The following is a 20,135-nucleotide window of genomic DNA, read 5'->3' as shown; positions in this document are numbered from 1 at the left end:
GATTATAGTATTTCGACGAAGGAGAGCTCGTCGAGCGGCTCTCTCGAGAAGGCGAAGGGGAGGAAGCCCGTCACGTCGCAGTGGAAGCCCGCGTCGCTGGCGCCCGCGCTGTCCAGGCGCAGGGGCAGGCGATGCCCGACGGAGAAGACGCGCACGTCCGCCTTCATCGGACGGGACGGGCGCAGGATGTTCGAGTTGACGGCGGGGACGACGGCGACGTCCCCCCGGCGCAGGACGTTCCAGCCGGCGGGCTTCTCGAGCGCGCGGGCGCCGGCGCGCTCCATGTAGAACTGCAGGCCCCAGTGCCCCGTGAAGAAGACGCGTCGGCCCTCTCCGACGAGACGGGCGGCTTCGACGGAGGCCTCCTTCTGCGCGGCCGCGTAGCGGTAGTCCACGGCGCTGAGGCCGGCGCCGAACGCCAGGACGGCGGCGAGACCCGCGGCGTGAAGCGCGGCCAGGCGCCGCTGGGACCAGCGTTCTTCGAGCTGCGCCGCCAGGCCGAAGACGAGCGGCGGCAGGAGGAAGAGCGTGAAGCGGGCCATGACCGACCAGTAGAGCGACTGCAGCAGGAGTCCGCCGAAGGCCCAGACCGCCCAGAAGGCGCCGGCCTTCGAGCCGCGCGCCTCCAGGAGGATGCGCCAGAGTCCGAGCGCGGCGCCGGCCGCGAGGAAGAGCCCGAGCAGGCGGTCGGCCGCGCGGACGCCGGGGAGCAGGTCGAGCGCGGGGAGGAAGAGCGCGGCCGCGCCGAGCAGGGCGAGCGCCGCGGCGCGCCGGCCGCACAGGAGCCAGGGCCAGAACGCCGTGACGAGGCCGCAGCCGCCGAGGAAGGCGAGCAGGGAGCGGGACTTGTGGGTCCACGCGGAGGTCGGCAGGCGCGCGGAGGCTTCCGTCACGGCGGCCGCCGCCCGCAGCGCGGCGCCGGAGGCGTCCGCGAGCGCGTAGACGGCGGCGCCGGAGAGGGCCAGGGCGGCCCAGAGCGCGGTGCGCGTCCGGCCCGCTCCGCCGCGCCAGGCGTAGACGAGCGCCGGCGGCAGCAGGAGCACGGCGTTGTACTTCGAGAGGAGCGCCAGGGCGAGGAGGAGCGCCGAGCCCCAGAACCAGCGGCCGTCGCGTTCGTCGACGCCGCGGACCAGCGCGTAGAGCCCCGGGAAGGCGAAGGCCGCCAGCAGTTTCTCGGGCATCAGATGCTGCAGGGGGAGCGACCAGGCGGGGGAGGCGATGAGGATCAGCGTCGGGAGCAGCGGGCGGCGCAGGAAGCGCGCGGCGAGGAGATAGGCGCCGAGGGCCGCGGCGGCGTTGAGGGGGAGCAGGAGCAGGCGCATCGCGGCCTCGCCTCCGTCCGTCAGCGCCCAGGTCCCCGCCAGGACGTAGCCCCAGAGCGGCGGGGTGTTGTTGATGGAAGCCATCGGGACGAGCGTCCCGTACCAGTCGAAGGCGAAGGCGAGGGGGCGGCGGGGGTCGGAGAGGATCTGGCGGGCGATGGCGAGGAAGAAGGGCTCGTCGATGTGCCAGGGTTTTGCGAGCCAGAGCGCCGGCAGGAGCGCGGCGACGGCGGCGACGACGAGGAGTTCCCGGCGGCGGGTGTCGGGGCTCATAGGGCGCGATTCTACCTTTATACGGGGACCTGTCGTCCCTGAAGTTGGTATAATAGACGTACGCCGGATTTCGGAGGAGAAATGGCCTACAAGATCGCCGAGAGCTGCACCGCCTGCGGGACCTGCTTCGACACCTGTCCGTCCGAAGCCATCATCAAGGGAGAGCCGCGCTACAGCATCGATGCCGAGAAGTGCATCGACTGCGCCGCCTGCGAGGCTTCCTGCCCCGAGAAGGCCATCGCCGCGGCCTGAGCGTCGACGACCGCCGCAGCGTCGACGACCGCCGCCGGGAAGAGTGAGCGCCCGAACATGAGCCCTCGCGCACTCCCGGCGGCGCTTTTTTGCCTCCTGTTCGCCGTCCCGTCGGTCCCGGCGTCGGCCGTGGGTGCCCGCGCCGCGGGCTTCACCGCCGCGGCGGGAAAAGTCGACATCACGCCGGACCTCGCGCGCGAGCATGTGCTCCTCGCCGGCTACGGCGCGAAAGGCCGCCGGGCGGCGGGCGTCCGCGATCCTCTCTACGCGCGGGCCGCCGCGCTCAGCGACGGGGAGCGAACCGTCGTCCTCCTCTCCCTCGACTCCCTCGGGCTCTTCCGCGAGGACGTGCTCGAGCTGCGCCGCCGCCTCGGCCTCGAGGACGGGCGCCGCTTCCTCTTCGTCACCGCGACGCACGATCACTCCGCGCCCGACCTGCTCGGCCTCTGGGGCCCGCTGCCCGGCGTGCGCGCGCGCGCCAACGACCGTTATCGCGAACGGGTCCTCGCCCTCTGCGAGGGGCTCGTGCGCGGTCTGCTCGCGCGCCTGGAGCCCGTCGAGCTCGTCGCCGCGCGCTCCGAGCTCGACCCTCGCGGGCTCTGCGGGGACCTCCGAGACCCGGCCGTTCTCGATCCCGAACTCGGCGTCCTGCGCCTGCGCGCCAAGGACGGCCGCGCCCTCGCGACGGTCGTGCGCTGGTCCTGCCACGCCGAGGCGCTCGGCCGCGACAACCTCCGGGTCACGGCCGATTATCCGGGCGCCCTCTGCGGCCGCGTCGAGGCGCTCGGCGGGGGGACCTGCGTCTTCCTTCCCGGGGCGATGGGGGGGCTGCTCAGCCCCGACGTCGACCGCCGGGGAGGTCTCGAGAAGGCCTACGCCGAGTCGGACCGGGTCGGCGAGAGCGTCGCAGCGGCCGCGCTCGCGGCCCTGAAGCGGGGGGAGACGGCCGCGTCGGGGAGGGTGGACTTCTCGACCCGGACGCTGCTCCTCGCCGTGGACAACTCGCGCTACCTGCTCTTCCTCCCCGCGCTCGCGCGCGGACACCGGCTCTTCGAGGCCGACGGCCGCCCTCTCCGGCGTGCCCCCTGGCGCCTGGCCCTGCGCCATCTGCTCCTCTTTCCGCTCCCCGAGCGCCTGCGGCCCCGGCTGGAGAGCGAGGTCTCGCTCGTCCGCCTCGGACCGGTGGCCATCCTCGGTCTGCCGGGCGAGCCGTTCCCCGAGCTCGTGCTCGGCGGCTACGACGGGGCCCTGGCGTTCGGCGCTCCGCTCATCCGGCCGGAGAACCCCGCTCCGCCCGCGCTGGAGAAGGCGCCGGAAGGCCCGTACCTGCGCTCGCGGCTCCCCCGCCACGGCTGGGTCGTCGGCCTCGCCGGCGACGAGCTCGGCTACTTCGTCCCGGACTACGATTTCCGCGCTACCCCGACGCGCAGCATGCTCCCCCGCCCGAAAGGGGGGCACTATGAGGAAACGAACTCCCTCGGGCGGCGCGCGAGCGACGCCGTGCTCTCCGCGGCCGGGGAGCTCCTGACGCCCCGCGCCCCGGCACGGCGCGGCCCGATGTAATAGAATACGCCCCGGATACTCCAGAGAGGCCTCCATGCCCGGACTCGACCAGACGACGCGCGGCCTGATGCTCGACAGCCTGCGCCATTACGCGAAGCGGCGCACGCCCTATGACGAACTGCGCCGGCTCGACCGCGACAACGAATTCCCCGCCGAGGTCCTCAAGGAGATGTACGACCCCGAGATCCTCGGCGTCCACCTGCTGCTCATCCCCAAGGAGTACGACGGGCTGGGCGGAAGCCCCTTCGACATCTACCGCATCTGCGAGGCGCTCGCGCACATCGACCTCGGCATCGCGACCTCCGTGTTCGCGACCTTCCTCGGCACCGACCCCATCCGCGTCGGCGGCACCGAGGAGCAGAAGCGCCACTGGTTCGGGCGCATCGCCAAGGAGCGTCTGCTCGTGGCGTACGGCGCCACCGAGGCCGACGCGGGCAGCGACCTCGTGGCCCTGACGACGAGGGCATCGCACGTCGTCAAGAACGGGAAGATCGCCGGCTACCGCATCACGGGCAACAAGCAGTGGATCTCCAACGGCGGCGTCGCCGACGTCTGCACCATCCTGGCGGCGACCCCCGGCGGGCCGTCCTGGTTCGTCGTGGAGAAGGGGACGGAGGGATTTACCGCCAACCACCACGAGGACAAGCACGGCATCCGCCTCAGCAACACCGCGGCCCTCGCGCTCGACGACGTCCTCGTCCCCCCCGAGAACCTCATCGGCGGCGTCGAGGGGCAGGGCCTCCTCCAGGCCCAGGCCGTCTTCGGCTACACCCGGCTCATGGTCGCGGCCTTCGGCCTCGGCGCCGGCTGGGAGGCGCTCGAGACCGCCATCCGCTACAGCCAGCAGCGCATCCAGGCCGGCGGCCCGCTCTCGAAGAAGCAGGGCTACATGCTCAAGCTCATCGTGCCCAACGCGGTGCGGCTCGAGGCCGCGCGCGCGTACCTCGAGGAGGTCGCGCTCCGGCTCGAGGGCGAGCACGGGCTGCAGACCGAGGGCGCCATCGCGAAGCTCGCGGCTTCCGAGTCCGGCAACAAGGCGGCCGAGGACTCCATCCAGGCGCTCGGCGGCTACGGCTACACGAAGGACTTCCCCGTCGAGAAGATCAAGCGCGACGTCAAGATCACCTGCATCTACGAAGGCACCAGCGAGGTCCTCGAGATGACGGTCTGCCGCGGGCGCTGGCAGGAGCACCTCAAGTCGCGCGGACAGTATTACGAGGGGCAGGCCGCCCAGATGGATGCGCTCCATGCCGCTTCCCCCTCGGTCGGGGCGGACTGCGCGGCCCTCGCGCTGCGGGCCCTCAACCGGATCCTCGAGGAGTGCCGCGTCCAGCGCCTGACCCGCCACCAGCACGTCACGATGCGCCTGGGCGAGTACATCACGGCTGCGGAGACCTGCGCGGCCTTCTGCCGCGCCTCCGCCCGGCCGCACTACAGCGAGACCGTCCGTTTCGACTCCGAGGCCTGGCAGGCGATGTCGCGCCTGTACGCGCGCGAGACCGCGCTCGACGTCGCGCTCAAGGGCATGAAGCTCGTGCTTGGAGCGGGGTCGGCGCCCGCCGGGCTCCTCGACGCGCTCGCCCTTCCGGCCATCATGGCCCGGCAGGGAGGATCCATCGAGGACGGGGAGCTCGCCGCGCGAAAACTCACCGAAGTCTTCCGGGGGAGATAGCCATGCGAACCGTGGTCTGCGTCAAGCAAGTCCCCGACACCACCGAGGTGAAGGTCAATCCCGAGACGGGCACCCTCGTGCGCGCCGGGGTCCCCAGCATCCTCAACCCCTACGACCATTACGCCGTCGAGAAGGCCCTCGAGCTCAAGAAGAAGCACGGCGGCGAGGTCACGGTCGTCACGATGGGCCCTCCCCAGGCGCGGACCGTGCTTCAGCTCGCGCTCGCGCTCGGCGCCGACCGCGCGGTGCTGCTCAGCGACCGGCTCTTCGCCGGCTCCGACACCTGGGCCACCTCCTACGCGCTCGCCCGCGCCATCCGCAAGCTCGGCAAGTACGACCTCGTGCTCTGCGGCCAGCAGGCCATCGACGGAGACACCGCGCAGGTGGGCCCCGGCGTGGCCCAGAGCCTGCACATCCCCCAGATCACCTTCTGCGACTGGGTGGAGGTCGACAAGCGCACGCTCCGGGCGCAGCGCCACATCGACGACGGCACCGAGGTCGTCGAGACGAAGCTCCCCGCGCTGGCCTCGATGACGATGCCCCACGACTTCAAGCCGCGCCATCCCTCCTTCACCGCCGTCGCCAAGGCGCTCGACAAGGTCCTGGAGACCTGGAGCGCGGCCGACATCGGAGCCGAACCCGAGAAGGTCGGCCTGAAGGGCTCGCCCACGCAGGTGGACCGGGTGTACGCGCCGCCGCTGCGCGAGAAGGGCGTGATCTTCACCGGCAGCGCCGTGGAGCTGGCCGGCAAGCTCCTGGAGATCCTCCACAAGGAGAACTTCGTGAAGGCGGGCGGGGGTGGGAAATGATCGAGATCACCTCGCAGTGCACGGGCTGCTCCCGCTGCGTCCCGGTCTGCCCGTTCGGGGCCATCCACGTGGAGGACAAGAAGGCCCGCGTGGGCGACGGCTGCACCCTCTGCGGCGCCTGCGTCCAGGTCTGCGCCCTCGACGCGATCAGCATCAGCCGCGAGGAGTCCTCGGCGGACCTCTCCTCCTTCAAGGGGCTCTGGGTCTTCGTCGAGACCGCGCATGCGCTCAAGCTCGGCAAGGGCGGCGCGCTCGAGTGGGCCGACGCTAAATACGTGAAGTCGGTGACGCAGGAGCTGCTCTCGGCCGGCCGGCGCCTCGCCGACGAGCTCAAGGAGGAGCTCTGCGCGGTGCTCGTGGGAGACGGAGTCGAGCCCTTCATCGGGGAGCTCGCGGCCTACGGCGCCGACAAGGTCTACGTCGTCGATCAGCCCGCGCTCAAGGACTACAACACCGACACCTACGCGGCGGTGCTCATCGGGCTCATCACCCGGCACAAGCCGAGCATCGTGCTCTTCCCGGCGACCTACCAGGGGCGCGACCTCGCGCCGCGCATCGCGGCCGAGATCTACGCCGGCCTCACCGCGGACTGCACGGGCCTCTCGATCAAGAACGGACACCTCCTGCAGACCCGGCCGGCCTTCGGGGGGAACATCATGGCCGACATCCTCTGCCCGCGCAAGCGGCCGCAGATGGCGACCGTGCGCCCCAACGTGCTCAAGAAGACCGAGCCCGACCCGCTGCGCAAGGCGGCGATCGTGCGGGAGAGCCCGAAGATCGACGAGAAGATGGTCCGCGTGCGGACCGTCGAGCGCAGGGTCACCGCGGTGCACGGCCAGCAGAAGGTCGACGAGGCGGCCGTGGTGGTCTCGGGCGGCCGCGGCGTGCGCAGCAGGGACCGCTTCAAGACCCTCGAGGACCTCGCCGAGCTGCTCGGCGGCGCCGTCGGGGCCTCACGCGCGGCCGTGGACATGGGGCTCAAGCCGAAGGCGAACCAGGTCGGGCAGAGCGGCACCACCGTGTCGCCCCGGCTCTACATGGCCTGCGGCATCTCGGGGGCCGTCCAGCACATCGTGGGCATGCGCTCCTCGGACGTCATCGTCGCCATCAACAAGGACCCCAACGCGCCGATCTTCGGCGTCGCGAAGTACGGGATCGTCGGGGACCTCCACGAGATCCTGCCCAAACTGGTCTCCGCGTTGAAGGATCGGAAGACGAAGTAGCCGCGCCGAGCGGATCACGCCCCCCTTCCAGCTCTTAAGGAAAGGGGGCGTGATTTTTCCCTTGATTTACAATCGCCCAAAAAGTAAACATATCGAATATGAAAAACACAAAGCGAGCTTTCGGCACCACGGACATCGCGCGGATGTGCTACGTCACCCCTCCCACCGTCGGCCGCTGGATCGAGGAAGGCAAGCTCCCCTGCTTCCGCACCGCGGGCGGGCATCGCCGGGTCTGGGACAAGGACCTCGTCGAGTTCCTGAAGAAGCACAACATGCCCGTCCCCCGCGAGCTCAAGGCCGGGCGCGCCTTCCGCGTGCTGGTCGTCGAGGACGAGCCCACCGTGCGCCGGACGCTGCTGCGCCAGCTGAGCGCCCTCTTCCCCGGCATCGAGACCCACGAGGCCGTCGAAGGCTTCGAGGCCGGCCATAAGCTCGCCCAGCTCGCGCCCGACCTGGTTCTGCTCGACTTCTATCTCCCCGGCATGGACGGCGGACGCATCTGCCGCCTCATCCGCTCCGACGAGAGCCTCAAGCACGTGCGCGTCCTGGCCATCAGCGGCCGGGACCCCGAGAAGACGCGGCAGGCCTGCCTCGACTCGGGCGCCGACGACTTCCTCGCCAAGCCCTTCACGGCCCAGGAGCTTCGGGCCCGCGTGCTGCCCTTCCTCCCCCAGGAACTCGCGGAGAGGATCCCCGAGTGAAGTCCGCGTCGTACGGACTGCCGGCGGCGGCCCTGCTGGCCGCCGCCGCGGCCGCGTCCGTCCGGACGGGCGGGAGCGCGCCGTTCGGGTGACGCATGCCTTCTAGACTCCTCCTCGCCGCCCTTCTCTTCTCCGCCATGGCCCGGCCCGGCGCGGCCGCCGCCGGGGAAGGGGCCCGCATCGTCGCGGTGCTGAGCTCGGACGCGAAGCCCTACTGGGAGGCCTTCGAGAGCTTCCGGAGAGAGGTCGGCGTCCCCGTGACGCTGCTCCAGCTGCGCGAGGGAGCCGTCCAGCTCCCCGCGGACGCCGCGGTCGTCGCGGCCTTCGGCGGCCGCGCGGCCCAGCAGCCTTACCCGTCGGGCGTCCGGCTCATCTACTGCCTCGCCCCCGGCAAGACGGTCTCGCGCGGGAGCTACGAGCTGCCGCCGGTGAAGATCCAGATGACGGGAGACCCCGACGCCCTGGTCTCCCGCCTGCTCGAGCTCCAGCCCAGGCTCAAGCGCCTCGCCGTGTTCTGGTCGCAGGGAGAGAACGAGCACAAGCACAAGGAGCTGCGCCTCTCCTCCCGCGACCGCTTCGAGGTCGTCTCCGTGCGTGTCCGATCCTCGGAGGAGCTCTATGAGGCCCTGCGCGGGCTCAAGGGACGCGTCGATGCTCTGTGGATGACGCCGGACCCCGCTCTCGTGAACGCGGACAACTTCGAGGCCCTGCGCGAGTATTCCTGGGCGAACGCCGTGCCCTTCTACTCCCCGACCGAGGGGCTCGTCGAGAAGGGCGCCTCGGCGTCGATCTCCGCGAGCTACGCCGAGATCGGCCGCGCGGCCGCCGGGGCCGCACGGGACGCCCTGGCCGGTCTGCCGGTCGCCGAGGATATCCACCCGGAGAAGGTCTCCGTCACCTTCAGCGCCTCGGCCGCGAAGCGGGCCGGCCTCGCGCCTCCGGTCGAGACGCTCAAGCGCGTCGAGAGCCTCCTGCCGTGAGACTCTTCGCCAAGTTCCTGCTCGGCCTCGCCGTCGTCATCGCGCTGACCGCCGCGGGCATCCTCTGGTACGCCGGCCGCTCGGTGCACGCGGCGCTCGTCGACGAGACCGTCCGGGCCGCCCTGCGCCTGGGCGACGAACTCGACCGCCGCATCGCTCCCGGCTTCGAGACGCGCGGGGAGGCGGAGCTCACATCGGCCCTGCTCAAGCTTCAGCGCGATACGGGCGGACTCGGCGCCTTCATCGCCGATATGGAGGAACGAGTCGTCGCCCACACCAACGTCGCGGAGCAGGGGGGGACGCTCGCGGACACCTGGGAGCTCGCGGCCCATAACGCCGAGAGCCCGCGCATGCGCGAATTCTCCGTCCGCGGCGAGCCCGCCCTCGAGCTCGCCATCCCCCTGCGCGAGCAGGCCGCGAGCGCCGGCGAGGAGTACATGCTCGACCGGCCGAGCGGGGCGCGCCGCCTGGGCACCGTGTTCCTGAACCTCCCCCTCGCGAAGACCCTGCGTACGCAGGCCGAGATCCTCAAGGGCCTGCGCTTCGTCGTCCTCTTCAGCGTCGTGCTGTCGGCCGCGATCGCCGCGACGCTCATCGGAGGCATGCTCGTGCCGCTGCGCCGCCTCTCCGCCGCGGTCGACGGCGTCGGGCGGGGCGATTACGGCGTGCGCGTCGCGGAGGAGTCCTCCGACGAGCTCGGGGACCTGGCGCGCAGCTTCAACCGCATGGCGGAGGACCTTTCGCGGACCGTCGTCTCGAAGGATTTCCTCAATCGCATCCTGGAGAACATCCAGGACCTGCTCGTCGTCACCGACGCCGAGGGGCGCGTCCGCCTCCTCAACCGCACCGTCTGCGAGACCCTCGGCTACGCCGCAGCGGAGCTCATCGGCCATCCGGCGCGGATCCTCGGCGAGGGCCCGGGCGAGGCGCCGCCCTCGTCTTTCAATTGGGAGGACTGCTCGCAGTCCGTCGAGAATCTGGAACTGCGTCTGCGCCAGAAGAAGGGCGCGGAGATCCCCGTCCTCCTCTCGGCCTCTCCGCTGCGCGACGGCGCGGGCCGCGTCCAGGGTCTCATCATCATGGCCAAGGACATCCGCGAGCGCAGGAAGTTCGAGCAGCAGCTGCGCATGACGGAGAAGCTCTCGGCGGTCGGGCGCCTCGCCGCGGGCGTCGCGCACGAGATCAACAACCCGCTCGGGGTCATCCTCGGCTTCGCGCAGTCGGCCGGCCGCCGCATCCCGCCCGGCGACCCCCTGGCCCTGCCCCTCTCCTCCATCGAGCGGGAGGCGCTGCGCTGCCGCAACCTCGTGCAGGACCTGCTCACCTTCTCGCGCCAGGAGCGCGCGCGCAAGGAGCCCGTGGCCGTGGCGGCCCTCTTCGACATGACCGCCCCCATCATCGAGAGCATCGCGCGCTCCCACGGGGTCCGCGTCGAGCGCTCCAGCGAGAGCGGGCTGAGCGTCGAGGGGGACGTGAACCAGCTCCAGCAGGTCCTCATCAACCTCTGCTCCAACGCCGTCGACGCGATGCCGGAGGGGGGGACGCTCACCCTGCGCGGCGCCCGCGTCCCCGGCGGGGAGGTCGTCCTCGAGGTCTCCGACACGGGGACGGGGATGGAGGCCGAGGTCCGCGAGAAGATCTTCGAGCCGTTCTTCACGACCAAGCCGCCGGGCAAGGGGACGGGGCTCGGCCTCGCGCTGGTGCACGAGATCGTCGGCCGGCATCACGGCGGCATCCAGGTGCGCAGCGAGATCGGCCGCGGAACGACCTTCACCGTCCTCCTGCCTTCCTCGAGCGGCGCGGCGCCGAAGGAGGACGCATGAGCGCGCAGACGGCGAACATCCCCATCCTCGTCGTCGACGACGAGCGCGGCATCCGCGACCTGCTCGTCTACGAGCTCGGGAGCCGCGGCTACCGGGTCGTCCCGGCGGGGGACGCCGCCGAGGCCCTGCGCCTCTTCCGGGAGGGGGACTTCCCGATCGTGCTCAGCGACGTCCGCATGCCCGGGATCGACGGCGCCCGCCTCCTCGAGGAGATCAAAGCGCTGCGTCCCGCCACGGAGGTCATCCTCCTGACCGGCTACGGGACGCTCGAGTCCGCCGTCGCCGCCATGAAGCGGGGCGCCTACGACTACCTTCAGAAGCCCTTCGACGTCGAGGAGCTCGCGGGCCTGATCGCGCGCGCGCTCGAGAAGCGCGAGCTGACGGCGCTCGTGGCTCTCCACGAGGCCAGCCGTGCGGTCTTCCGTACCCTCGAGCTCGAGCGCCTGCTCCCCGAGCTCCTCGACCTCGCGCTCAAGGTCCTGCAGGCGGACGGCGCCGCGCTCTTCGCGCTCGACGAGGGCGGCACCCCGGCGCTCCTGAGCACGCGCGGCGAGCCGGGCTCCGTCGCCGCCGCCTCCGGCGCGGCCCGGCGCCTGGCCGCCGAGAAAGGAAGACCGCTCGGGACCCTCTGCCTCCCTTCCCAGCCCGCGGCGGACCCGCGGCTCAAGGACCTCGAGGGCTTCTCCGCGGCGCGCGGGCTCTTCTTCGCCCCGCTCTGCGCGGGCGGGCGCAGCGTGGGCCTCCTCTGCGCGGTGCGCATGCGCGCCGACGCCCCCACGGGCTTCCTCGACCTGCGCCATGCCGACATCTTCTGCTCGCAGCTCGCCCAGGCCCTCGAGAACGCCATGGCCTATCGCCGCCTGCGCCAGGCCCAGGAGCAGCTCGTGCGCTCGGAGAAGCTCGGCGCCGCCGGGCTCCTCGCCGCCAGCGTGGCGCACGACCTCAACAGCCCGCTCACCGGCATCCTCGGCATCACGCAGGTCCTCCAGGAGCAGCCGGGCCTCTCCCCGGGACTGCGCGCGGACCTCGAGATCATCGCCGAACAGTCGCACCGCTGCACGCTGCTCGTGCGCGGCCTGCTCGGCTTCTGCCGCTCCGACAGCGCCCGTCTCGAGGACGTCCCCGTCCTCAAGGGCCTCGAGGCCGTCCTGCGCCTGCTGCGCCGTGAGCTCTCCGAGGCCGGCATCGAGCTGGTCCGGGATTTCCCCGAGGAGGGGCCCCACGTCCGAGCCGACCCCCTGCAGCTGCAGCAGGTCTTCCTCAACCTCGCCGTCAACGCCATCCACGCCATGCGCGAGCGTCCGCGCCGGCGACTCGAGGTCGGCGTGACGCAGGCGGGCGGGGAGGTGCGCGTCGTCTTCCGTGACTCGGGACACGGGATCCCGGAGGACAAGCTGCGCGCGGTCTTCGAGCCCTTCTACACGACGAAGACGGAGGGCGAGGGGACCGGCCTGGGCCTTTACATCTGCGAGCGCATCCTCGCGCAGCACGGCGGCGGCATCGGCGTCGAGAGCCGGGCAGGAGAGGGGACGACCTTCACCGTGCGCCTCCCCGCGGGCGGCGGCGCGTGAGCCGCGCGCTCCCGCGCTGGGCGCTCCCCGCGCTCGCGTTGCTCCTCGCGCTTCTCGCCGCGGCCGCGACCGACGTCCGGCGCACCGGCTGGGACTTCAAGGCCTACCGGCTCTGCATCGACTCCATCGCGCGGGGGGAGAGTCCCTACCTCTCCGACCGCGTCGTCGACGGGATCCCTTATCCCTGCACCTACCCTCCGCTCGCCTACGACCTCGCCCGACCCTTCGCGCTCGTCGGTCCGGAGAACGGCCTGCGCCTTTGGAACGCCTCGAAGGCCGTGGTCCTCCTCCTGCTGCTCCTCCTCTGGGCCCGGCTCCTGCCCGGCGGCCTCGGCCTGCCCGGGGCGCTCTTCATCCTCGCCGCCTTCGGCTCCCCGTTCTGGGCCGACTTCCGCTGCGGCAACGCCGCGGTCTTCGAGCAGGGCCTGCTCTGGGCGGGCCTCGCCGCCCTCGTCTTCGAGCACGACGGACTCTTCGTGCTCTGCGTCGCCGCCGCCGCGCAGGCGAAGATGCTGCCGGCGGCCCTGCTCGTCCTGCTCCTGCTGAGGCCGAAGCCGCGCTGGGGCCTCTTCGCGGGCGGCTGCGCCCTCTTCGCCGGGTTCTGGTCGCTCAACCGCCTGCTGCACGGGCAGATGGCGCTCGACTACCTGCGCATGCTCTCGGCGCCGGAGAAGGCGTGGCGCTGGGAGCGGGGGGCCGGGAACGCCTCCGGCTACGCCTTCCTCACCGAGTGGGTGGACCTCCTCGGGGTCGGCGGCCCCGCGCGCCTGCGCGCCGCGCTGGGCTCCTGGGCGCTCTGGACGCTGGGGCTGCTCGCGCTGAGCGCGCCGCGCCTGCTCGCGCTCGCGCGGCGCTGGGAAGGGGACGCCCGCGCACGCTTCGAGACGGTCGCGCTCGGGACGCTGCTCTACGCGCTCGTCGTCCCGCGGATGAAGGACTACTCCTACATCCTCCTTCTCCCGCTCGCGCTCCACGCGCTGCGCTGCGAGCGTTCGAAGGTCCTGCGCGGACTCCTGCTCGCGGCGGCGATGGTGGCCTCGGCGAAGGGGCTCGCGGTCCGGCTGGGGCTGGGGGCGTTCGCCTTCACCTTCGAGTACTTCCGGCTCTACACCCTGCTTCTCTCCTGGGCCGCGCTCGCGCGCCGAAGGGAGCCCGAGACGGCGTGAGCGTCGGAGCCCTCAGGTCGTGGCGGGGGCGGCGAGCTTCGCCGAAAGGGCTTCGGCGAGGTCGAGGAGGACCCGGACCTGGACCGCGGGGTCCATGCGGTAGGGGTCCGGGGAGCGCGGGGAGAACCAGGACGACGGCTTGTACCATTTGAAGCGGACCTCGCGCAGCGCGCCCTGCGCCTCCCAGAGGTAGAACATCGTCCGGTAGGGCCCCATCGAGAAGAGCACGACGGGGATGCGGGGGTTCGAGCCGCGCTCGATGGAGAGGCGCAGGCCCTTGTCCATCAGGGCGCGCACGCGCTCCTTCTCCTCCGTCAGCGCGGCGGTGATGGGGTCGAAGAACTCCGGCGGCAGCTTCTTCTCCACCTGGACCTCTCCGGCGGACGTCTTCTCGGCCTTCCCCAGGCCGAGGAAGCGCATGAAGGCCCGCTCGTTCGGCTCGCGGCCCAGGAACTCCTTCATGGACGCGTTCTCGTCGCGGCTCGAGCCCTTCTCGAGGATGGCCCTGCGGTAGGCCCCGCCGGTCGCGGGGTTCAGGACGCCCTCGGCCTCGAAGCGGGAGAAGAGGTCCTGCGCGAAGACGAGCGACCAGAGGTAGCTGTAGTAGCCCGCCCCGTAGCCGCTCATGAGGTGGCCGAAGCTCGCCTGGAAATGCGTGCCCGGCGGCGGCGGCTCGAGCCCCAGCGTCGTGAAGACCTTCGCCATCACGGCCGTCGTGTCGACGGGGCCGGGGAGGAGGTTGAAGAGCATGTCCATCATCGCGAAGCCGACCTGCGAGAGGTTCCCCGTCGCCGACTGGAAGTTCCGCGCGGCGAGCATCTTCTCGAGGAGCTCCTTGGGGAGCTTCTTGTCGGGGTCCCGCCAGTGGCCGGAGAGGCGTTCGAGGACCTCGGGGCGCCAGACGAAGTTCTCCATCATCTGGGAGGGCGCCTCGACGAAGTCGAGGGCGACGCTCGTGCCGGCGTGGTCGCGGTAGCGCGCCTTCGTGAGCGTGCCGTGCATGAGGTGGCCGAACTCGTGGAAGAAGGTCTCCACGTCCATGAGGGTGAGGAGTGCGGGGTGGCCGGGGGTGGGCTTCGAGAGGTTCGCGACCATGGCCTCGATGGGGCGGCGGTAGCCGCCGTCCTCGAGTTCGTGGCCCGAGATGACCCCGAAGGCGGCCGCGTGGGTGTACTTCCCCTCGCGCGGGAAGAGGTCGAGATAGAAGTAGGAGAGGACCTCGCCGCTCTTCGCGTCGGAGATCTCGTAGAGCTGGACGTCCGGATGCCATGCGGTGCGCGTGCCGTTCTCCGCTCGCACCGCCCCTGCGGCGCCAGGACCCGCCGCAGGGGTCTGGTTCGGGAGCTGGCGGAAGCGCACGCCGAGGAGCTCCTGGTAGACCTCGAGCGTCCCCGCGACGACGCGGTCCACGGGGAAGTACTGGCGGACCTGGTCCGCGTCGAAGGCGTAGCGCTCCTGGCGGAGCTTGTCGGCGTAGTAGGCGGTTTCCCAGGGCTCGACGCGCGCGGCATCGGGGACCTCGCGGCGCTTCTGCTCGAGCAGGGCCTTGCGTTCCTCCTGGACGGCGGGCCGCAGTCCGCGCTTGAGCCGGTTGAGGAAGCTCACGACCTTGAGGGGGCTCTCGGCCATGTTGTCGGCGAGCGCGAGATGGGCGTAGGTCCGGTAGCCGAGGATCTTCGCGAGCTTCCCGCGCAGGGCGAGCTCCTCCTCGAGGAGGGGGAGGTTCTTCTCCGCCGCGCGGTTCTGGTACTTGTAGTAGAGCTGGCGGCGCAGCTCGCCGTCCCGGACGTAGCGCATGAACGGGACGTAGCTCGGCTCCTTGAGGTCGACGACGGCCCGGCCCTGCGCGTCGCGGGGGAGGGCGTCGAGGAGGTCCTGGGGGAGCCCCGTCAGTCGTCCGGGCTCGACCGCGAGGGCGTCGTCCTCGGCGGCGATGTTCTGCTCGAAGGCCTGCTCGAGCTCCGCCATGCGCTCGCGGATGGCGCGCAGGTCGGAGCGCTGGGCGACGGGGAGGTCCTTGCCGCTGCGCTTGTAGCTCTCGAGGGTGTCCTCGAGGATCATCTTGTCCTCGCCGGAGAGCGCCTCGCCCTTCGCCGCGTATTCCTTGTACGCCGTGTAGAGGTCGTCGCGGTCGGCGAGGTCGAGGCCGAAGCGGCCGATGCGGCGCTCGATGGCCTCGGCCATGCGGCGCACGCGCCGGTCGGGCGAGACGGCCGAGAGGAAGGTGAGAGGGATGGCCGCCTCGGCGTAGCGCGCCTGGGCCGAATCGAGGGCCTTTACGGTGTTGGCGAAGGTGCGCTCGGCGGCGGGGATGGCCGTCACCGCGTTCACCGCGGCGAGGTAGTCGCGCTCCGCGGCCTTGTAGGTCTCGGCCATGCGGCGCGTCGAGAGGGAGAAGTCGGGGACCTGCGGGGCGAGCGCGGCGCCGACGGCGCCCTGGGCGGCCGCGCCGGCCGCGGCGCCGCCGACGGGCAGCGGCAGGGCCGGGACGACGATCTGGGCGCGGGGGGCGCCCGCGAGGAGGATGAGCAGCGCGATGGAAAGGCGGAGAGGGGTGGGCATATATACGGATTATAAGGAGTGGAGTCGGGTGCCGTAGGTGCCCTAGGACCCAGGAACCGGGCGCCTTTGGACCCCCGTCCGCGCAGTACGCACGGCCTATTCATCGTTTACAAGTCTTTTGTAAAATGACCCCGGTCGCTTATACATCCGTACCGCGCTTTTTCGCTAGAAATCCACCCAACGGGGGACCCATGAGCGTCTCGTTCATCAAAGACAACGACTTCAAGGGCTTCGTCACCGCCCTTATCAAGTCGAAGCCCGTCTACGGCCCGGTCGCCAAGCGCAGCAAGTTCGTCTTCGGCCGGCTCGAGACGCCCGAGGAGCTTCGCCTCGACTACGACGTCACCCTCCTGCCGCCCAAGAAGCTCTTCTTCCCGACGGCCCAGGACCTCGTCCGCTTCGACGGGAACCGCTACGAGGGCTGCATCAAGCCCGAGGAGAAGGTCCTGCTCGGCGTGCACTTCTACGACGTGAAGGCGCTCGACATGACGGACGTGCTCTTCACCGAGAAGAACCTGGACTGGAACTACATGGCCCACCGCGAATGCACGACGGTCGTGGCCTCGAACATCCAGGCCGCCGCGCCGCGCTCCTTCTGGGCCTCCATCGCCCCCGAGGTGAAGCCCAAGGGCCACGACGCCTTCCTCACGAAGGTCGCCGGCGGCTACGTCTACGAGGCCCGCACGCCCAAGGGCGAGGCGCTCCTCAAGCAGGGCTCCTTCGCCAAGGCCTCCGATGCGCAGACGAAGGAAGCGCAGAAGGTCAACGAGGACGTCCTCAAAAAGTGCCCTGAGACCCTTCGCCACGACGCGAAGGCGGTCGCGAGCAAGGTCCGCGGCTCCTTCAAGAAGGAGGAGCTCTGGGCCAAGTTCGCCGAGGACTGCTTCTCCTGCGGCTCCTGCAACACGGTCTGCCCGACCTGCTACTGCTTCGACGTGCAGGACGCCTGGAACGTGGACCAGAAGTCCGGAGCGCGGACCCGCTACTGGGACGCCTGCCTCACCGAGGAGTTCGCCGTCATCTCGCACGGCGCCGGCGCCGGACACAACTTCCGCAAGCAGCGCGGCGACCGCTTCCGCCACCGCTTCATGCGCAAGTCCGTCTACCTCAACGAGAAGCTCGGCGGCCCCGCCTGCGTGGGCTGCGGACGCTGCAGCACGGCCTGCACCGTCGACATCGCCGACCCGGTCCGCGTCCTCGACGCGGTCATGGCCGCGTAAGGAGAGCGAACATGGCAAGCACCTGCTGCTGCGAAGAGAAGACCCAGAAGCCGAACATCTTCCTCCCGCGCGAGGCGACGATCGTCCGCGTGGACAAGCCCACGGACATGGAGCGGCACTTCACGCTGCGCATGGCCGACGGGCAGCCGATGGAGTTCCAGCCCGGGCAGATCGTCGAGGCCTCGCTCTTCGGCTTCGGCGAGATCCCGCTCGGCTTCGCGAGCTCCCCGACGCGCAAGAACACCTTCGACCTCGTCATCCGCACGGTCGGACGCGTCTCCGGGGCCATCAACAAACTCGAGAAGGGCCAGTCGATCTTCATCCGCGGACCGCTCGGGCGCGGCTTCGACCTGGACAAGCTTCGCAACCGCGACCTCCTCATCATCGCCGGCGGCATCGGGCTCTGCCCGACGCGCAGCCTCATCCAGTACGTCATGGACAAGCGCTCGGAGTTCAAGCGCTTCATCCTGTTCTACGGGACGAAGGACCCCAAGCAGCAGCTCTTCCTCGAGGACCTCTCCCAGTGGCGGGGCTCCAAGGAGGTCGAGTACCACGAGACCGTGGACAAGGCCGACCCGTCCTGGAAGGGGAACGTGGGCGTCATCACGACCCTCTTCAAGAAGACGAAGATCGACCCGGAGACCCGGGTCGTCGTCTGCGGCCCGCCCATCATGTTCCGCTTCGTCATCGCCGAGCTCGACAAGCTCGGGGTCCGGCGCGAGAACGTCTTCGTGGACCTGGAGCGGCGCATGAAGTGCGGCGTGGGCAAGTGCGGCCACTGCCAGATCAACGACAAATACTGCTGCATCGACGGCCCCGTGTTCTCCTTCGCGGAGCTCCAGGGCCTCGAGGAGGCGATTTAACATGGCACGACCCAAGGTCGCGTTCTTCGACTTCACCTGCTGCGAAGGCTGTCAGATCGAGTTCACCAACTACGGGGACGCCGCCTTCCTCGAACTCATCAAGCACGTCGACGTCGTCGAGTTCCGCGAGGCGATGAGCGAGAAGACGAAGGACCCCATCGACATCGCCCTCATCGAGGGAAGCTTCTCCCGCGAGGCCGACCGGCCCCGCCTCGAGGAGATCCGCAAGCGCGCGAAGATCGTCATCGCCTACGGGCAGTGCGCAACGACCGGCGGCATCAACGCGCTCAAGAACCACACGACCGACTACAAGAAGTGCGTCTACGGCAAGGACGCCGAGATGCCGCACCTCGACAGCCAGAAGGCGCTGCCGGTCGACGCCGCCATCAAGGTCGACTACAAGGCGTTCGGCTGCCCGGTCAACAAGTACGAGGTGTTGCAGATCGTCTCCCATCTCCTGCACGGCAAGGAGCCGGTCATCCCGACCTACCCGGTCTGCGTGGAGTGCAAGCGCCGCGAGACCGTCTGCCGCTACCAGGAGGGCGACCACTGCCTCGGCCAGGTCGCGCGCGCCGGCTGCGGCGCCCCCTGCCCGGCCGACGGCATCCCCTGCGAGGCCTGCCGCGGCTTCGCGGATTCGCCCAACGAGCCCGCGCTCGAGAAGGCCCTGCGCTCGGCCGGACTGCCGGAGCGCCGCGCGAAGGAGAAGTCGCGCATGTTCACCGCCAACCAGAGGAGCGACTCGAAATGAGCACGGCCACCCAGGACGTCAAGATCAGCGTGCACCATCTGACCCGCGTCGAGGGTCACGGCAACATCGTCGTGGACGTGCGCAAGGGCAAGGTCGAGAAGTGCGAGTGGCACGTCCCCGAGGCCCCGCGCTTCTTCGAGGCCATGATCCGCGGACGCCACTACACCGAGGTCGGCCGCATCACGAGCCGCATCTGCGGCATCTGCTCGGTCGGCCACACCCTGGCCTCCCTCAAGGCGACCGAGGCGGCGCTCGGCATCCAGATCAGCGAGCAGACCTTCAAGCTGCGCGAGCTGCTCAAGCATGCGGAGAACTTCGACTCCCACATCCTCCACGTCTACTTCCTCGCGGCCCCGGACCTGCTCGGCGTGCCCTCGGTGTTCCCGCTGGTCGCGACCCACGGTCCGGTCGTCGCGCGCGCCCTGCGCCTCAAGCGCCTGGGCCACGAGTGGGGCTCGCTGCTCGGCGGGCGCACGACGCATCCGACGAAGGCCGTCCCCGGCGGGTTCTCCTCGCTGCCGACGCGCAAGGAGCTTTCGGAGCTCAAGGCGAAGATGCTGGCGGCGATCCCGGACCTCGAGGAGACGCTCAAGACCGTCGCCGCGCTGGCCCCCAAGTTCCCGGCCTTCGACCGGCCGACCGAGTACATCGCGCTCGCGTCCGACAAGGCCTACGCGGTCTACGACGGCGACATCCAGTCCTGCATGCCCGACGGCAAGAAGCAGCGCTATAAGGTGGCCGACTACCGCAAGGTCACCAACGAGTTCATGACGCCGCTCTCGACCGCCAAGTACTGCAAGAACAAGCTCGACAGCTACGCGGCCGGGGCGCTCGCGCGCTTCAACAACAACTACGACCTCCTCCACCCGGAGGCGAAGAAGGTCGCCCAGGCCCTCGGCATGAAGCCGGTCTGCGGCAATCCCTACCTCAACACCGCGGCCCAGGTCATCGAGATCGTCCATACCTTCCACGACAGCCTGCGCATCGTCGACGAGCTGATCGCCTCCGGCATCAAGGACGAACAGCCGGTGAAGCCGACGAAGTACGCGACCGGCGCCGGCGCCGTCGAGGTCCCGCGCGGCATCCTGTTCCACGAGTACAGCTACGACAAGGACGGGATGTGCACGGGAGGGGACTGCATCATCCCGACCAACCAGAACCACGCCAACATCCAGAAGGACTTCGACAAGCTCCTTCCCGAGATGCTCGCGGGGGGAAAGTCCGAGAAGCAGATCGAGCTGGCGATGGAGATGCTCGTGCGGGCCTACGACCCCTGCATCTCCTGCTCGACGCACTACCTCGACGTCAAGTTCGTCTAGATAAGGACCTCTTAGTCCTTATTGCCTCCCCTGCGGGGGAGGGCAGGGAAGGGGGGATCCTCCCT

The 20,135-nt window shown here is 70.3% G+C and carries 16 protein-coding genes; 14 read left to right on the top strand and 2 right to left on the bottom strand.

The features are described 5' to 3' along the window. Positions 1-2 precede the first annotated feature (2 nt). Complete coding sequence (locus tag WC969_02400) at positions 3-1,595, bottom strand: glycosyltransferase family 39 protein (protein ID MFA6028686.1); 1,593 nt, start codon at positions 1,593-1,595, stop codon at positions 3-5. A gap of 81 nt (positions 1,596-1,676) precedes the next feature. On the opposite strand from WC969_02400, the gene WC969_02395 reads away from it, so the two are divergent. The 10 genes from WC969_02395 (at position 1,677) to WC969_02350 (ending at position 13,355) form a co-directional block, all read left to right on the top strand. After that, a complete protein-coding gene (locus tag WC969_02395) occupies positions 1,677-1,847 on the top strand; it encodes a 4Fe-4S binding protein (protein ID MFA6028685.1) in 171 nt (56 codons plus the stop codon). Between the two features lie 57 nt (positions 1,848-1,904). Further along, positions 1,905-3,410, top strand: a complete 1,506-nt coding sequence (locus WC969_02390) for a hypothetical protein (protein ID MFA6028684.1) — start codon at positions 1,905-1,907, stop codon at positions 3,408-3,410. Between the two features lie 34 nt (positions 3,411-3,444). After that, positions 3,445-5,082, top strand: a complete 1,638-nt coding sequence (locus WC969_02385; GenBank protein ID MFA6028683.1) for an acyl-CoA dehydrogenase family protein — start codon at positions 3,445-3,447, stop codon at positions 5,080-5,082. A gap of 2 nt (positions 5,083-5,084) precedes the next feature. Next, positions 5,085-5,891 carry an electron transfer flavoprotein subunit beta/FixA family protein gene (locus WC969_02380; protein ID MFA6028682.1) on the top strand — a complete coding sequence of 269 codons (807 nt, stop codon included), beginning with the start codon at positions 5,085-5,087 and terminating at the stop codon, positions 5,889-5,891. Then, positions 5,888-7,114, top strand: coding sequence for an electron transfer flavoprotein subunit alpha (locus tag WC969_02375; protein ID MFA6028681.1), 1,227 nt, complete (start codon positions 5,888-5,890; stop codon positions 7,112-7,114). The genes WC969_02380 and WC969_02375 overlap by 4 nt, the downstream gene beginning before the upstream one ends. Before the next feature lie 98 nt (positions 7,115-7,212). Then, the gene (locus WC969_02370; protein ID MFA6028680.1) at positions 7,213-7,815 is read left to right on the top strand and encodes a response regulator; all 603 of its coding nucleotides are present in this window, start codon (positions 7,213-7,215) and stop codon (positions 7,813-7,815) included. Between the two features lie 95 nt (positions 7,816-7,910). After that, entirely contained in the window at positions 7,911-8,795 is an 885-nt protein-coding gene (locus WC969_02365) for an ABC transporter substrate binding protein (protein MFA6028679.1), read from the top strand. Continuing rightward, positions 8,792-10,618: an ATP-binding protein gene (locus WC969_02360; GenBank protein ID MFA6028678.1), complete on the top strand. Its 1,827-nt coding sequence runs from the start codon at positions 8,792-8,794 to the stop codon at positions 10,616-10,618. The genes WC969_02365 and WC969_02360 overlap by 4 nt, the downstream gene beginning before the upstream one ends. After that, complete coding sequence (locus tag WC969_02355; protein ID MFA6028677.1) at positions 10,615-12,189, top strand: ATP-binding protein; 1,575 nt, start codon at positions 10,615-10,617, stop codon at positions 12,187-12,189. The genes WC969_02360 and WC969_02355 overlap by 4 nt, the downstream gene beginning before the upstream one ends. After that, entirely contained in the window at positions 12,186-13,355 is a 1,170-nt protein-coding gene (locus WC969_02350) for a glycosyltransferase 87 family protein (GenBank protein ID MFA6028676.1), read from the top strand. The genes WC969_02355 and WC969_02350 overlap by 4 nt, the downstream gene beginning before the upstream one ends. 12 nt (positions 13,356-13,367) lie before the next feature. Here WC969_02350 and WC969_02345 read toward each other — a convergent pair whose 3' ends face one another. Next, positions 13,368-15,917, bottom strand: coding sequence for a M3 family metallopeptidase (locus WC969_02345; GenBank protein MFA6028675.1), 2,550 nt, complete (start codon positions 15,915-15,917; stop codon positions 13,368-13,370). 191 nt (positions 15,918-16,108) lie between these two features. On the opposite strand from WC969_02345, the gene WC969_02340 reads away from it, so the two are divergent. Genes WC969_02340 through WC969_02325 form a run of 4 tightly spaced genes read left to right on the top strand, consistent with a single transcriptional unit; the run spans position 16,109 to position 20,070 of the window. Further along, complete coding sequence (locus WC969_02340; GenBank protein MFA6028674.1) at positions 16,109-17,137, top strand: 4Fe-4S dicluster domain-containing protein; 1,029 nt, start codon at positions 16,109-16,111, stop codon at positions 17,135-17,137. Between the two features lie 11 nt (positions 17,138-17,148). Then, entirely contained in the window at positions 17,149-18,000 is an 852-nt protein-coding gene (locus WC969_02335; protein MFA6028673.1) for an FAD/NAD(P)-binding protein, read from the top strand. Position 18,001: 1 nt separating this feature from the next. Beyond that, complete coding sequence (locus WC969_02330; protein MFA6028672.1) at positions 18,002-18,751, top strand: hypothetical protein; 750 nt, start codon at positions 18,002-18,004, stop codon at positions 18,749-18,751. Beyond that, the gene (locus WC969_02325) at positions 18,748-20,070 is read left to right on the top strand and encodes a Ni/Fe hydrogenase subunit alpha (protein ID MFA6028671.1); all 1,323 of its coding nucleotides are present in this window, start codon (positions 18,748-18,750) and stop codon (positions 20,068-20,070) included. Before WC969_02330 ends, WC969_02325 begins: the two co-directional genes overlap by 4 nt. The last annotated feature ends 65 nt before the right edge of the window (positions 20,071-20,135 follow it).

The organism is Elusimicrobiota bacterium (assembly GCA_041660925.1).
Classification (GTDB): Bacteria; Elusimicrobiota; Elusimicrobia; order UBA1565; family UBA1565; genus JBAZUV01.
The sequence above is the reverse complement of the archived record's forward strand: the minus strand, read 5'-3'. Positions and strand labels throughout refer to the sequence as shown.